This is a genomic window from Kitasatospora sp. NPDC022856, assembly GCF_055561235.1.
Genome location: NZ_JBVHHE010000028.1, coordinates 45,666 through 59,640 on the forward strand (window position 1 = coordinate 45,666; position 13,975 = coordinate 59,640).

General features: G+C 73.4%; 13 protein-coding genes. 6 read left to right on the forward strand and 7 right to left on the reverse strand.

What is annotated here, in order from left to right:
• Positions 1-29: 29 nt before the first annotated feature.
• The 5 genes from ACZ34W_RS28900 (at position 30) to htpG (ending at position 5,302) form a co-directional block, all read left to right on the forward strand.
• Entirely contained in the window at positions 30-722 is a 693-nt protein-coding gene (locus ACZ34W_RS28900; protein ID WP_329491129.1) for an O-methyltransferase, read from the forward strand.
• Between the two features lie 129 nt (positions 723-851).
• Positions 852-2,027, forward strand: coding sequence for an alpha-hydroxy-acid oxidizing protein (locus ACZ34W_RS28905; RefSeq protein WP_465608245.1), 1,176 nt, complete (start codon positions 852-854; stop codon positions 2,025-2,027).
• A 188-nt stretch (positions 2,028-2,215) separates the two neighbouring features.
• Positions 2,216-2,902 carry a type III effector protein gene (locus ACZ34W_RS28910; protein WP_465608247.1) on the forward strand — a complete coding sequence of 229 codons (687 nt, stop codon included), beginning with the start codon at positions 2,216-2,218 and terminating at the stop codon, positions 2,900-2,902.
• On the forward strand, positions 2,899-3,264 hold the full coding sequence (locus ACZ34W_RS28915; protein ID WP_465608250.1) for a hypothetical protein: 366 nt from the start codon (positions 2,899-2,901) through the stop codon (positions 3,262-3,264). The genes ACZ34W_RS28910 and ACZ34W_RS28915 overlap by 4 nt, the downstream gene beginning before the upstream one ends.
• Before the next feature lie 91 nt (positions 3,265-3,355).
• The gene (gene htpG / locus ACZ34W_RS28920; protein WP_465608252.1) at positions 3,356-5,302 is read left to right on the forward strand and encodes a molecular chaperone HtpG; all 1,947 of its coding nucleotides are present in this window, start codon (positions 3,356-3,358) and stop codon (positions 5,300-5,302) included.
• Between the two features lie 577 nt (positions 5,303-5,879).
• Here the strand turns inward: htpG and ACZ34W_RS28925 are convergent.
• The 7 genes from ACZ34W_RS28925 to ACZ34W_RS28955 form a co-directional block, all read right to left on the reverse strand.
• A complete protein-coding gene (locus tag ACZ34W_RS28925) occupies positions 5,880-6,158 on the reverse strand; it encodes a helix-turn-helix domain-containing protein (protein ID WP_329492369.1) in 279 nt (92 codons plus the stop codon).
• A 921-nt stretch (positions 6,159-7,079) separates the two neighbouring features.
• Positions 7,080-7,505 carry an Hsp20/alpha crystallin family protein gene (locus ACZ34W_RS28930; RefSeq protein ID WP_465608254.1) on the reverse strand — a complete coding sequence of 142 codons (426 nt, stop codon included), beginning with the start codon at positions 7,503-7,505 and terminating at the stop codon, positions 7,080-7,082.
• Between the two features lie 376 nt (positions 7,506-7,881).
• On the reverse strand, positions 7,882-9,135 hold the full coding sequence (locus ACZ34W_RS28935) for an NAD(P)/FAD-dependent oxidoreductase (RefSeq protein WP_465608256.1): 1,254 nt from the start codon (positions 9,133-9,135) through the stop codon (positions 7,882-7,884).
• Between the two features lie 191 nt (positions 9,136-9,326).
• Positions 9,327-9,764, reverse strand: coding sequence for a nuclear transport factor 2 family protein (locus tag ACZ34W_RS28940; protein WP_329491137.1), 438 nt, complete (start codon positions 9,762-9,764; stop codon positions 9,327-9,329).
• A gap of 6 nt (positions 9,765-9,770) precedes the next feature.
• Positions 9,771-10,574, reverse strand: coding sequence for an MBL fold metallo-hydrolase (locus ACZ34W_RS28945; protein ID WP_329491138.1), 804 nt, complete (start codon positions 10,572-10,574; stop codon positions 9,771-9,773).
• Positions 10,575-10,680: 106 nt separating this feature from the next.
• Positions 10,681-11,262, reverse strand: a complete 582-nt coding sequence (locus ACZ34W_RS28950) for a hypothetical protein (RefSeq protein ID WP_465608259.1) — start codon at positions 11,260-11,262, stop codon at positions 10,681-10,683.
• 26 nt (positions 11,263-11,288) lie between these two features.
• Positions 11,289-12,644, reverse strand: a complete 1,356-nt coding sequence (locus ACZ34W_RS28955) for an MFS transporter (RefSeq protein WP_465608261.1) — start codon at positions 12,642-12,644, stop codon at positions 11,289-11,291.
• A 101-nt stretch (positions 12,645-12,745) separates the two neighbouring features.
• On the opposite strand from ACZ34W_RS28955, the gene ACZ34W_RS28960 reads away from it, so the two are divergent.
• Positions 12,746-13,840: a DUF5937 family protein gene (locus ACZ34W_RS28960; protein ID WP_329491142.1), complete on the forward strand. Its 1,095-nt coding sequence runs from the start codon at positions 12,746-12,748 to the stop codon at positions 13,838-13,840.
• Positions 13,841-13,975: the final 135 nt, after the last annotated feature.

Below are 13,975 nucleotides of genomic sequence, written 5' to 3' on the forward strand. Positions count from 1 at the left end.
ACTGAGTCAGTACTGAAAGGGAACTCGCGATGACCACGGAGACCGGCCGGCCGACCCCGCAGCAGACCTGGACCGCCGTCGACGGCTACTTCAACGGCCTACTGGTCGAGGAGGACGCCGCCCTGCTCGCCGCCGTCGCCGACAGCGAGGCGGCCGGGCTGCCCCCGCACCAGGTGGCACCCAACCAGGGCAAGCTGCTCGCCCTGCTGGCCCGCGTGCACGGCGCCCGCCGGGTGCTGGAGATCGGCACCCTCGGCGGCTACAGCACCATCTGGCTCGCCCGCGCGCTGCCCGAGGGCGGCCGGGTGGTCACCCTGGAGGCCGACGAGCGGTGCGCCGCCGTCGCCACCCGCAACCTCGAACGGGCCGGGCTCGCACCGGTCGTGGACCTGCGCACCGGCCCGGCGCTGGACACCCTGCCGCAACTGGAGCAGGAGGGTGCCGAGCCCTTCGACCTGGTCTTCATCGACGCCGACAAGCCCAGCAACCCCGACTACCTGGAGTGGGCGCTACGGCTCACCCGGCCCGGCAGCCTGATCATCGGCGACAACGTGGTCCGCGACGGCGCCGTCACCGACGGGACCAGCACGGACCCCCGCGTCCAGGGCGTGCGCCGCTTCACCGAGCTGATCGCCGCGCACCCCCGGCTGACCGCCACCGCCGTCCAGACCGTGGGGGAGAAGGGCTACGACGGCTTCGTCGTCGCGCTGGTCACCGCCTGACCGGCGGGGCCCGTCCGGACGCGCGGGGGTCTCCCCCGGCGGCCCGTGGTTTGACAGGGTGGGGTCGGCGCGGCCGCCGCCCGGGACCGGCCCGGACGGACCGGCCCCAGGAGAGGACGGCGACCGGTCATGACGGGGCAGCAGTTCGGGGACTACCAGAACGAGATCTACTTCGACGCGCTGTTCGGCAGGCAGCCGAAGCTCCCGATGGCCTTCGCCGAGCTGGCGGCGCGTGCCGAGGCCGCGCTGCCGCCGACGCTGCTGTCCTACGTGGCCGGCGGCGCCGGTGACGAGCGGACCCAGCGCGCCAACGCGGCCGCCTTCGACCGGTGGGGCCTGGTGCCCCGGATGATGGTCGGCGCCGCGCGGCGCGACCTGTCGGTGGACCTCCTCGGAATGCGGTGGCCCGCACCGCTGTTCCTGGCGCCGATCGGCGTGATCGGCCTCTGCGCCCAGGACGGCCACGGCGACCTCGCCGCCGCCCGGGCCGCCGCGCGCACCGGCGTGCCGATGGTGGCCTCCACCCTCTCGGTCGACCCGCTGGAGCAGGTCGCCGCCCAACTCGGCGACACCCCGGGCCTGTTCCAGCTCTACACCCCCACCGACCGGGCGCTCGCCGAGAGCCTGGTGCGCCGAGCCGAGGAGGCCGGCTACCGGGGCATCGTGGTCACCCTGGACACCTGGGTGACCGGCTGGCGCCCGCGCGACCTCGCCACCGGCAACTTCCCCCAGCTGCGCGGGCACTGCCTGGCCAACTACACCTCCGACCCGGTCTTCCGGGCCCGCCTCGCCAAGGCCCCGGAGGAGGACCCGGGCGCCGCCGTGCTGGAGTGGGCGGGTGTCTTCGGCAACCCGCTCACCTGGGCCGACCTGCCCTGGCTGCGCTCGCTCACCGAGCTGCCGCTGATCCTCAAGGGCCTCTGTCACCCGGAGGACGTCCGCCGCGCCCGGGACGGCGGCGTGGACGGCGTCTACTGCTCCAACCACGGTGGCCGGCAGGCCAACGGCGGCCTGCCGGCGCTGGACGCGCTACCCGGCGTGGTCGAGGCCGCCGACGGCCTGCCCGTGCTCTTCGACTCCGGTGTGCGCAGCGGCGCCGACGTGGTCAAGGCACTCGCCCTCGGCGCCACGGCGGTCGGCGTCGGCCGCCCGTACGCCTACGGCCTGGCCCTCGGTGGCGAGGACGGCGTGGTGCACGTGCTGCGCTCGCTGCTCGCCGAGGCCGACCTGATCATGGCGGTGGACGGCTACCCGACGCTCGCCGACCTGCGTGCCGAGGACGCCCTGCGCCGGGTGTGGAGCTGACGACGAGCCGCCGGGCCGTGGAGGGGGGCCAGGATCGGCAGGGCCCGCTGCTCGTCCTGGCGGACACGGTGGCGCTCGGCAAGGGAGTGCGGCCGGCGAAGGTGGTTCGCACCGGTGTGAGGCGACGCGAATCGTGTACTATGTCATCCCTATGATGACAAGCATCCAGTCATCGAAAGGGTGACAAGATGGACGGCCAGGACACCGGCGCGGCCGGGGTGGGGCCGGCCTCGTTCCTGGCCGCCGCCGCCGCGCTGGGCACGATGGACGCCGCCGCCCGCACCGCCCGCCACGCACCTCCGGACGACACCGGACAAAACGATCCGCAGCAGGCCCTTTCCGCACTCCTGCTGCTGCGCCACCTGCGCGCGGAGCTCGCCGACTGGGAGTCCGGCCTGATCGAGACCGCCCGCGACGCGGGCGCCACCTGGGCCGAGCTCGCCGAACCGCTGGGCGTCCAGAGCCGCCAGGCCGCCGAACGCCGCTACCTGCGCCTGCGCCCCAACGCTGACGCCGGCACCGAGGCGGGCAGCACCGGCGAGCAGCGCGTCCAGGCCACGCGCAGCCAGCGCGCCGCCGACCGCGCGGTGGCCACCTGGGCCCGCGACAACGCCGCCGACCTGCGCCGCCTCGCCGGACAGATCGGCGCCCTGGACGGCCTCGGCCCCCAGGCAGCCCCCGCCGTCGAACGCCTCCTGGAGGCACTGGGCCACCACGACCCTGCCCGTCTGCTCGCCCCGCTCGCCGAGACCCGGCCCCTCCTGGAGGCGGCCCACCCGAAGCTCACCGACCGCCTCGATCAGCTCACCGCCCGCGCCGACCAGCTGCGGGACGACAGCGCTCGGCAGCGCCGCACACCGCCAGCCGGCCCGTGACCGCGCCGGGCAGGCCGCTGCCGGTCCGCGACCCGCACGCCAGTGGCCCCGCGCCCACCGTCACCACCGGCGACGGCGACGGCGGCGTGGTGGTGCCGGACCTGACGGGCTCGTCGGTTCCGGTGGCCCTCGTCGAGCAGGCCCTGGCCGCCGCCGCCGTCGCCGCCGTCGCGGCCGACGACGCGGCCGGCGGGATCGTGCGCGTCGACCGGTACAGCACGCGCCCGGACCCGCCCGTGGTCCGCTACGGCGCGACGCTGGAGTGCCGAGACGGCTGGAAACTCTTCCTGTCCTGCGACGGCATCGCCCGGCCCGGCCACACCCGCCCCGAGCAGCCCTACCAGCCCCTCAGCCACATCTGAACACCCCGGGGCCGGCCACGCGGTACACCCGCCGGCCCCGGGGGCCTGACCGGATACGAACCCTTTCCACCACTCGAAGGAGAAGCCTCCCGTGGCCAGTCCGACCCAGACGCTGGAGTTCCAGGCGGAGACCCGCCAGCTGCTGCAGCTGGTGATCCACTCGATCTACTCCAACAAGGACATCTTCCTGCGCGAGCTGATCTCCAACGCCTCCGACGCCCTCGACAAGCTCCGCCTGGAATCCCTCACCGACTCCACCCTTGAGGCCTCCGACCCGCACATCGTCCTGGAGGTCGACAAGGACGCCCGCACCCTGACGGTGCGGGACAACGGCATCGGCATGACCCGCGACGACGTCGTCGACCTGATCGGCACCATCGCCAAGTCCGGCACCGCCGGCCTGCTGGCGAAGATCAAGGAGGCGAAGGACGCGGACGCCGCGCAGCACCTGATCGGCCAGTTCGGGGTCGGCTTCTACTCGGCGTTCATGGTCGCCGACAAGGTCACCCTCCACACGCGTCGCGCCGGCACCGAGCAGGGCACCGTGTGGGAGTCCGACGGCGAGGGCACCTACACGATCGCGGAAGTCGAAGGTCTGCCGGTGGGCACCTCGGTCACCCTGCACCTCAAGGCCGAGGACAGTGAGGACGGGCTGGGCGACTACCTGGCCCGGTGGAAGATCCGGCAGATCGTCAAGCAGTACTCGGACTTCATCCGCTGGCCGATCCGGATGGCCACCGAGCCCGGCAGTACCACTGCCGACGACAGCGCCGACGCCGACGCCGACGGTGTGGCTGCGGGCGAGCCGGAGACGCTGAACTCGATGAAGGCGCTGTGGGCCCGTCCTCGCAGTGAGGTGACCGAGGCCGAGTACAGCGAGTTCTACCAGCAGATCAGCCATGACTGGCAGGCCCCGGCCGAGACCGTTCACATGCGCGCCGAGGGTACCTTCGAGTACGAGGCGCTGCTGTTCATCCCCGCCCAAGCCCCGTTCGACCTGTTCTCCCGGGACACGAAGCGGGGCGTGCAGCTGTACGTCAAGCGGGTGTTCATCATGGACGACTGCGACGCGCTGATGCCGAACTACCTGCGGTTCGTCAAGGGCGTGGTGGACGCCCACGACCTGTCGCTGAACGTCTCCCGCGAGATCCTGCAGCACGACCGCCAGATCACCGCCGTGCGCCGGCGCCTCGTCAAGAAGGTCCTCGGCGCTCTCAAGGACATGCGGACCAAGAACGGCGAGACCTACGCGAAGGTGTGGGAGCAGTTCGGCCGGGTCCTCAAGGAGGGCCTGATCGAGGACCGCGACAACACCGACGCCCTGTTGGAACTGGTCAGCGCCGCCTCGACCTATGACGCGGAGAAGCCGACCACGCTGCGCGACTACGTCGCGCGGATGAAGGACGGCCAGGACACCATCTACTACCTGACCGGCGAGAACCGGGCGATGGTGGAGAACTCCCCGCACATGGAGGCCTTCACCGCCAAGGGCTACGAGGTCCTGATCCTCACCGACCCCGTCGACGAGGTCTGGACCGACCAGATCCCCGCCTTCGACGGCCACCGCTTCCAGTCCGTCGCCAAGGGCCAGGTCGACCTCGACGACAACGCCGACGGGGAAGGCAGTGACGAGGCGAAGGCGGAGAAGGCGCAGCGCGAAGAGGACTTCGCCGCCCTCCTCGCCTGGCTCCAGGCCACGCTGGCCGAGCACGTCAAGCAGGTCCGGCTCTCCACCCGCCTGACCACCTCCGCCGCCTGCCTGGTCGGCGACGCCCACGACCTGACCCCCACCCTGGAGAAGATGTACCGGGCCATGGGCCAGGAACTTCCCCAGGTCAAGCGCATCCTCGAACTCAACCCCAGCCACCCCCTCATCACCGCCCTGCACCAGGCCCACCAGGCCGGAGCGGACGACCCGGCGCTGGCCGAAACCGCCGAACTCGTCCACGGCAGCGCCCTGCTCGCCGAAGGCGGAGACCTGCCCGACCCGGCCCGCTTCACACGCCTGCTGGCCGACCGCCTCACCCACGCCCTGTAGCCCCCGCCGGGGCGCGGCCCGCCGGTCAATCGACCAGTCCGGCCGGCCGCGCCCCGCACCGCACTCGGCCGTCCCCGCCCGGCGCGCGCCGCCGGGAAGCGCCTTGGGGCGCTGCCACGGCCGGGCACACCGAGGACGCGGACCGCATCGCCTCACACAAACGGCACGCATACGCGATCCCCGCACACCCCGGCCTCCGGGGCAACGCGGAACCCAAGGACCGGCCCAGGCCGGTAGATGGTGTTGTACCCCTTCGGGGCCCCGGAGCCGACACGGCGCCGGGGCCCCTCAATGCGTTCTCGCAGAACCAGGGGGGTTCAGTGACGACGCCCACCCCCATTGGCGCCGGCCGCCTGCCGCATCGTCATCCCCGACCGAACGGGTAGGGGATGAACGCCCCGGAAGTGACTTCCGGCGGGGAGGAGAGCTGTCCTACCGGGCGGCGTGGAACCAGCCTGCGCCGGTGAGGCGGGCCGTGCGGTGGGAGTGGCCGGCCGGCGGTCGGGGGTGACCGGGGCGGCCTGCGGTGAGCACCTGCCGCTCACCGCGGGCCGGTCTCGTCGGCCTGGTGGGTGGATCAGGTGTCGGCTGCGGGTTCCTGTCCGGCGTCGCGGCGGAGCTGTTCGTTGATGCGCAGGGCTTCTTCGAGTTGGTCTTCGAGGATGATGATGCGGCAGGCGGCGTCGATGGGGGTGCCCTGGTCGACGAGGTCGCGGGCGCGCATGGCGATCCGTAGTTGATAGCGGGAGAAGCGGCGATGGCCGCCGTCGGAGCGCAGGGGTGTGATGAGGCCCTGGTCGCCGAGGGCGCGTAGGAAGCCGGGGGTGGTGCCGGTCATCTCGGCGGCGCGGCCCATGGTGTAGGCGGGGTAGTCGTCGTCGTCGAGGGAGTCGGGGGTATGCGGTCGAATGGCTGTCGTGGTCACTGCACCTCTTCTAGTTGTTGTGCCCGGGGACTTCTAGTTGTTGTGCCCGGGGACGCGCTGAGGGGCCCCGGGGCCGTTGCGGCTCCCGGGGCCCCGAAGGGTTTTACACCATCTACCGGCTCTGGGGCCGGGGTCCTTGTGTCCGCACTGCCCCGGGGGAGGGGGTGTGCGGGGATCGCGTATGCGTGACCGGAAACCACCGTCCTTGCGTTGGGGTCTACGGAGTCCGCCCGGGCTGTTTCCTCACGGGCCGGGCGATCCTGATGGCGCGTTGTCCCTCCATTCATCCTCTGTACGGGCCGGTTACTGCGAACTGCGGTACTTCCCACTGCGTGGTAGTGCCAACTACCCGGTCCTGCTGCGGCGGTCCCTGGCGGTCCCGCCGACTCCGGCAGCCAGCCCCGTCGCCCGTCCTGCTCAACCTGCTCGGCTTGGAACCCCACTGCCGGACTCCCAGTGCGCGCGCCCGCAGCCTGGGCGCCTTCACCGGGATACCGCGCACTGCGACTGCCGGTACTGCCGAACTCAACTTCACCTACGAGTAGTGCACTTGCTGAACTGCGGTACCGCTCGGTGGTGTCCCCTGATACCTGCGGGCCACCCGGCCCGGCCGCCAGTCCCGTCGCCTACTGCACCATCCATGGCTTCAGAACCCTGCAACCGTGCCGACCTGCGCACCTCTGAACTGCTACCCGCCAGTTCGTGTCTGGCGGGTATCGCTTGATCTCGTCTACGAGAGAAACACTAACCACGGTGCGCGGCAATGTCTACTTTAGCGGGCATAGATTTTCCGCGCCGGTCGAGGAGGCAGTCTTCGCCCCGCAGGAGGCGGGGCGCCCCGCCTCGCCGCGGTCAGGCGGAGATGGCCTCGCGTTCGCCTTTCGCCGTGATGGCGATCTTGCGGGGGCGGGCCTTCTCGCTGATCGGCACGCGCACGCTCAGCACGCCCTGGTCGTAGTCGGCCTCGATCCGGTCGGTGTCCAATGCGTCGCCCAGGAACACCTGCCGGGAGAAACGGCCCAGCACCCGCTCGTCCGCCAGCACCTCCGCGCCCTGCGGCAGCCCGGACGCGCGCTCCGCGCGCACGGTCAGGACGTTGCGCTCCACGTCCAGGTCGATGCTCTTCGGGTCGATGCCCGGCAGGTCCAGGCGCAGCACGAACACCTCTCCGTCGCGGTAGGCGACCAGCGGCATCCCCGCCGGCTGGGAGGCGGTACCGACCAACTGCTGGGTCAGCCGGTCCAGGTCGCGCATTCCGCGCAGGGAGTCGGTACGCATCAACAAAGGGATCAGCTCCTCACGGTCGTGAACGGTCACGGGCGCCCAGAGGCGCCATGGCGCCGGACCTGCCCGGCTCTGTCCTCCTGCCTGGGCACCTCGACGAGAAAGTTATAGCGACGCCAGAGCTTTCTTGACAAGCTGACGCTCAACTTTGGCGAGCTCGGTGCGCGCGACCTTCGGCGTGGCGAGGTCTGTGCGGCGAGCGTGTCGGACGTCGAGGGACGGACTCGTCCCGGTGCCGGCTGGGCCACGCCCCCCTTGACGAGGGCGTTCACGCCCGCCGGGTGGAGCCCTGGCCACCGAGCCGGGTCCCGTTCGTCGCCCGCGGCGATTGATCGGGTGGCTTCTCGCCGGCCAGGGCTCTTGTTGCGCCTCAGAGCTCGCCGAGGGGAATCTTGGGATCCGTCAGGCGGTCGGCGTCCACCACGCGCTTGGAGACGATCAGTTCGCGGATCGGATCGGTGACGTCCCAGACGTTGACGTTCATCCCCGCGAGCACCCGGCCGTCGGCGAGCCAGAAGGCGATGAACTCGTTGGCCTTCACATCGCCGCGGAAGACCACCCGGTCGTAGCCGCCGGGCTCCACGTAGCCGGTGTACTCCATGCCGAGGTCGTACTGGTCGGTGAAGAAGTACGGCACCCGGTCGTAGGGCGTGTCCTGGCCGAGCATCGCGCGCGCGGCGGTCTGCGGTTGGTTGAGTGCGTTGGCCCAGTGCTCCACCCGGATGTGGCGGCCGTACAGGGGGTGGAAGGCGTTGGCGACGTCGCCCGCCGCGTGGATGTCCGGGTCGGAGGTGCGCAGGTACTCGTCGGTCTTCACGCCGTTGTCGAGCGCCAGCCCGGCCGACTCGGCCAGCGCGGTGTCGGGGGCGATGCCGATGCCGACGATCACCGCGTCCGCCGCCACCGTCGTGCCGTCGCCGAGCCGGACGCCGGTGACCGTGCCGCCCTCGCCCGTCAACTCCTCCACCTGGGCGCCGAACCGCAGGTCCACGCCGTGGTCGCGGTGCAGGTCGGCGAAGACCTGGGCGACCTCGCGGCCGAGCACCCGCAGCAGCGCGAGCTCGGCGGCCTCCAGCACGGTGACCTCGGCACCCGCCGTCCGGGCCGCCGCCGCCGTCTCCAGGCCGATCCAGCCGGCCCCGATCACCACGACCCGGGCACCCGGTACCAGCGCCGCCCTGATCCGGTCGCTGTCCTCCACCCGGCGCAGGTAGTGCACGCCGTTCTGCTCCGCGCCGGGTACCGGCAGCCGGCGCGGCACCGAACCGGTGGTGAGCAGCAGCTTCGCGTACTCGATCCGGCCGTCGTCGGCGAGCGTGACGGTGTGCGCGACCGGGTCGACCGAGGTGACGGCGGTGCCGAGCCGCAGCGTGACGTCGTGGTCGGAGTACCACTGCGGCGGGTGGACGTAGATCTTCTCGCGCGGCGTCTTGCCGAGCAGATAGCCCTTGGAGAGCGGCGGCCGCTCGTACGGGCGCTCGTGCTCGGCGCCGATCAGGACGATGTCGCCTTGGTGGCCGGCCTCGCGCAGGGCCTCGGCCGCCTTCGCGCCGGCGAGGGAGGCGCCGACGATGACGTACGGGCGCCCGCGCCCGTCGGCCGTACCCGCTGTGTCCGTGCTCATGCTGAACTCCTCGCTCTCCGGCCGGAATCACGGACAGCCTGCCGCCGGTCGGAGGGCCTGTCGAGGCCACGCCAGGCGCGCCGTGACAGGCTCCCCCGAACGGGTGAAGCGAGGGCGTTCGGGGTTTGCGGCGGCCAGCAGGCGGACGTGAGGGCGCCCCGCGTAAGGGCACCTGCGTCAGGGCACCCGCGTCACGGCGTGTGTGTCATCGCCTCGCGGACCAGTGCGGTGTCGACGAACTGCTCGAAGCGGACGATCCGGCCGCCACGCACCGTGAAGTGGTGGGCCACCCGGACGTCGAGCGGTCGGCGGGTGGCCCGGTTGACCGCGGTGTAGCGGGCCAGCACCACGACGTTCTCGCCGGCCACCACGTAGCTGTCGTCGTGGGCCGTCCAGTCCTCCCAGTCGGCGGCCAGCCGCTCCATCACGCCGCCGGTGACGCCCTTCGGCGTCCGGTAGGTGCCGCCCAGCGGGAAGCCGGCCATCTCCGTCCACTCGACGTCCTCGGCCAGGGTGGCCCGCAGCGCGGCCAGATCGCCGCGTGCCGAGGCCAGGTACTGGCGGCGCACCACGTCCGCGGGCGCGTCGGACTCGGCGAACGACATCTCGGACCTCGGGATCTCGATCATCGCGGCTCAGCCCCAGACCATCTCGCCCTTGGCGACCTTCGTACCGAGGTCGACCGCCAGTGCCATGCCCAGCCCCGGGTAGCGGTGCTCCAGCGCCTCCTTGGCGGCGGCCGCGTCGGGGGCCCGGCCGATCTCGGTCTCGAAGGAGCGCAGGTAGTCGCGGGTGTGCGCGATCGCCGTGGTGTCGGTGGGCGCGTCGGCGGTCCGGTGGCCCGCCACCACGAACTCCGGCTCCAGCGCCTCCATGCCGTCCAGCAGGTCGATCCAGGCACCCCGCTGCGCCGGGGTCGGGGTGTCGGCGGTCCAGACGTGCAGGCCCTCGAAGAGCAGGACCCCGCCGAGGAGCGCCCGGTGGTGGTGCTGCCAGAGGTAGTGCCGGTCCGGCAGGTGGAAGTCGGCGCCGCGCAGTTCGAACCGGTGCCCCTCGAAGACGAGCTCGTCACCGTGCAGCGGCTCCGGCCGCACCAGGCGGGTCGGCAGCTCCGGTCCGAGGTGCGCCCAGGCCTTGAGCTTGCCCTCGTAGGACTCCTGGATGTGCTCGACGGTGGACGCCGTGGCCAGGAACCGCGCCTGCGGGAAGGCGTCCTGCACCTCCTGCGCGCCGAAGTAGAAGTCCGGGTCGCCGTGGCTGACGAACACCGTGGTCAGCCGCTTGCCCGAGGCCCGGATCCGGTCGACCAGCCGGCGCCCGTCGGAGCGGGTGAACCCGGCGTCCACCAGCAGGGCGTCGTCGGGCCCGGTCACCAGCACGGAGGTCTTGTTGAGCGAGCTGTCGGGGCTGTCGATGACCTCGAAGTCGAGTGAGCTCATGCGGGTGTCCTTCCTCGGGCCGGGCCGGCCGCCGTGCAGCGCGCGCGTCGCCGCCCAGCATCGGCGACCGGAGCGCGGCCCGCACCTCGGGCGGGAGCCGGACCGCTCACCGGCCCCGCAGGTCGGGGCGGCTCCAGAGGGTGAGGTCGCTGCTGGTGGCCACGGCCAGGGTCCGCCCCGAGGGGGAGAACCCGGCGGCGCGGAAGGTCGACCAGGAGGAGTGGAACACCTGCCACCAGGTCTCGCCGTGGTCGCCGGTGTACGGTCCGCCGCCGGTGCAGAGCAGGACCCGCTCGTTGGGCCATTCCGGGACGAGCACCTCGACGTGCCAGCCGTCGTCGGTACCGGTGTGCAGGCCGCCGCCGTGGAGGCCGGCCACCGGGACGCGGACGCCGGCGACCGGGCCGATGCCGGGGCAGGCGAGGTCCGGACCGTCCGGCTCCTCCTCGGGGTCGTACACCCGGGCGATCTTCTCGCCGGTCGTCGCGTCGAAGAGGCCGTGCCCGGCGGTCGAGACCGCCAGGACGAGGTCGTGGCCGGTGGCCGGGTCGGTGGCGAAGCCGATCCCGAGCAGCCCGCCGACAGCGATCATGCCGGGACCGACGGGCTGCCAGGGCGCCGGCGGCGGCGTGACGGTGGCGGCGAGGAAGCGGTCGCGGAGCTGCTGCTGGAAGACGGTGACGGCCATGGGGGGATCCTCCCACCGCCGACCGGTCAGCCCCGCGGAGCCAGCCTGGTCACCGCCCCGGCCGCGAGCAGGGTGGCGGCCGCCAGCGCGGGCCAGAGCACGCCCGGCCCGGCGGCCAGCAGCGCGGTCAGCACGGCCGGGGCCAGCGCGCGGCCGACGCCCGTCGACAGCTCCCAGCGGGCGAGCGCCCGCCCGAGCAGCCGGGGCGGCGCGACGGCGGCGACCAGGGCCGTCCCCGAGCCGCTGTAGAGGATCTCGCCCAGCGTGAACAGCACCGAGACGGCCGCCACGGTAGCCGCACCAGCGGTGCCGCCGATCGCCCACGCCGCCCAGAAACCCAGGTAGGCGAGCGCCAGGACCGCTCCGGCGGAGGCCAGCACGGCCCGTCGCGAACGGCGGGCGAGCCGGAGCACGATCGCGAGCTGAAGCGTGATCACCAGCACGGTGTTGCCCACGAACACCCCGGAGGACCAGGCCGGGGACGCGTGCAGATGGAGGACCAGCAGCGCGGGCAGGGCGACCTCCAGGACGTCGAAGCAGAACGCGTAGGGGAGGGCGGCGATGCTGAGCAGGCCGATCCGGCGCAGCACCGGAGCGGCGGCGGAGCCGGCCGTCGGGTCGGGGGCCCGGTCGGCGGCCGGGGCCGGGGCCGGGTCCGGTGCATCGGCCGGGTCCGGTGCGGTGGCCGGTGCGGGGCTCGGGTCGGCCGCGTCGCCGGGAACGGTGACCCGGAGCGAGTGCACCAGCGCCGCCGCGACCAGGCACGCGGCGGCCGTCGCCCCGGCCAGCAGCCGGATCGCGCCCGACCCGCCGGTCACCGCCAGGGTGGCGAGCAGCGCGCCCGCACCCAGACCCGCGTTGCGCAGCGTCCGCCCGGCGGCCAGCGCGGCGTCCCGGGTGCGCCCCTCGGTGAGGGTGCTGACCAGCGCCGCGTGGGTGGTCGGCCAGTTCTGGCCGCCGATGCCGAGTAGCACGGCGGCCGCCGTGAACCCGCCGAGGCCGTCCGCGCACAGCAGCACCACCGAGCCCACCGCCCTGATCAGCAGGGTCGCCGCCGCCGGGAGGCTGCGCGCGCCGCGGTCGATCCAGCGGCCGGTCAGCGGGAGCACCAGCAGGCCCGCCAGCAGACCGGCGGAGAGCGCGAGGCCGACCGTGCCCGCGCCGAGCCGCAGCACCCCGATGCCGTAGAGGAGCATGAACGGGCGGAGCAGACCGGTGCCGAGCGCGTCCACCAGCAGCGCGGTGGCGTAGCGGAGGCCACCGGCGGCGGTGAGCAGCGCGAGCAGGGCGGCCGGCCCGGGCCGGGCGGCGGTCGGGCTCGGCGGCCGGCCGGCCCGGGCGGAGGCCTCTGCGGAGCGGGACTTCTGCTGGAGCTGGTTCATGGCCGGTACCGTGCGGCCGCGCACCGCCCCGGAGCACGCCGATTGACGACTCCCGTCAATCGACGGCGCTGCCGTCGTGACGGGCTGGCAGGATCACCGGAGTGAGCCTCAGCATCGACATCACCGCGCTGCCCGACGACCGCGTCTTCTTCACCCCCTCGCCGCTGGCCGAGCTGAGCTCGATGCTGCACGTCCTCGCCGAGCCCGCGCACCACCCCGGGCTGCACGGCTGGGCGGCGAGCACGGCCGCCTCGCTCCCCCCGGAGCTGTCCGAACGCCTCTCCGAGGCCGACTTCCTCTGGCGCTCCTCGCGGGCCGACTTCCTCGTCCCGGGCCGGCCGGGGGCCACCCTGGCCGAGGAGCTGGACGCCGTCGACCGGATCGACGACGAGCTGTACGTCCGGGCGGCCTCCTTCATGACCTGCGGGACGTCCCGGCTCTCCGAGCGGCGCGACTCGCCGCTCAGCGACCCCGTGGCGCAGGAGCGGGCCCGGGAGCTCGCGATGGCCCGGGGCCCTCGCCAGGCGGCCTTCGCCGACCGGCTGTTCGCCGACCCGCCGGCCGTCCGGGCCCTGCTCCGCCGGCTGCTGGAGGACTGCGGGGAGGCGTTCTTCGCGGCTGCCTGGCGCCGGGTGCTGCCGGACCTCGCGGCCGACGCCCGGCACAAGGCGGACCGACTGGCCCGGCACGGCCTCGGCAGCGCCCTGGCGGCGGTGTCCTCCTCGATCGCCCTGGAGGAGCGGGCGGACGGGCGGCGGCGGATCGTCATCGACAAGCTGCAGGACAGCGCCACCCGGTCCGACGCCGGGGGAGTGACCTTCGTGCCGACCGCCTTCGGGCACCCGCACCTGCTGGTGGTGCACGAGCCCGGGTGGCGGCCGGTGGTGCAGTACCCGATCGCGGAGGGCGGGCTGCCCGAGCCGGTCTCGCTCGCCGTGGTGCAGCAGCGGTTGGAGGCGCTGGCCCACCCGGTCCGGCTCCGGCTCGCCCGCACGATGGCGCGCGGTCCGCACACCACGGGGGAGCTGGCGGCGGCCTGGCAGCTCAGCGCGCCGGAGGTGTCGCGGCACCTGGCGGTGCTGCGTCGGGCCGGGCTGCTCACCACCCGGCGGCGCGGGCGGTACATGCTGTACCAGCTCGACCTGGCGGGCAGTGCCCGGCTGGGCTCGGACCTGCTGGAGGCGGTGCTGCGCTGACGGTGCGGTGCCGGTGCGGTGCCGGCGCGAGGGAGGGCTCCGGGACCGGACGGGACGGGACGGACCGGCGGGTCGTCGGCGGTGGTGTGTCGGGGGCGCGTGGGCCGGGGAGGGGCGTGCGACGTGCGGCGCACC

Excerpts from the sequence above, each read along its gene's own strand:
- ACZ34W_RS28950 (WP_465608259.1), bottom strand. The coding sequence starts at position 11,262 with ATGGCCGTCACCGTCTTCCAGCAGCAGCTCCGCGACCGCTTCCTCGCC.
- ACZ34W_RS28945 (WP_329491138.1), bottom strand. The coding sequence starts at position 10,574 with ATGAGCTCACTCGACTTCGAGGTCATCGACAGCCCCGACAGCTCGCTC.
- ACZ34W_RS28900 (WP_329491129.1), top strand. The coding sequence starts at position 30 with ATGACCACGGAGACCGGCCGGCCGACCCCGCAGCAGACCTGGACCGCC.
- ACZ34W_RS28905 (WP_465608245.1), top strand. The coding sequence starts at position 852 with ATGACGGGGCAGCAGTTCGGGGACTACCAGAACGAGATCTACTTCGAC.
- ACZ34W_RS28955 (WP_465608261.1), bottom strand. The coding sequence starts at position 12,644 with ATGAACCAGCTCCAGCAGAAGTCCCGCTCCGCAGAGGCCTCCGCCCGG.
- ACZ34W_RS28910 (WP_465608247.1), top strand. The coding sequence starts at position 2,216 with ATGGACGGCCAGGACACCGGCGCGGCCGGGGTGGGGCCGGCCTCGTTC.
- ACZ34W_RS28925 (WP_329492369.1), bottom strand. The coding sequence starts at position 6,158 with ATGGGCCGCGCCGCCGAGATGACCGGCACCACCCCCGGCTTCCTACGC.
- ACZ34W_RS28940 (WP_329491137.1), bottom strand. The coding sequence starts at position 9,764 with ATGATCGAGATCCCGAGGTCCGAGATGTCGTTCGCCGAGTCCGACGCG.
- ACZ34W_RS28930 (WP_465608254.1), bottom strand. The coding sequence starts at position 7,505 with ATGCGTACCGACTCCCTGCGCGGAATGCGCGACCTGGACCGGCTGACC.
- ACZ34W_RS28935 (WP_465608256.1), bottom strand. The coding sequence starts at position 9,135 with ATGAGCACGGACACAGCGGGTACGGCCGACGGGCGCGGGCGCCCGTAC.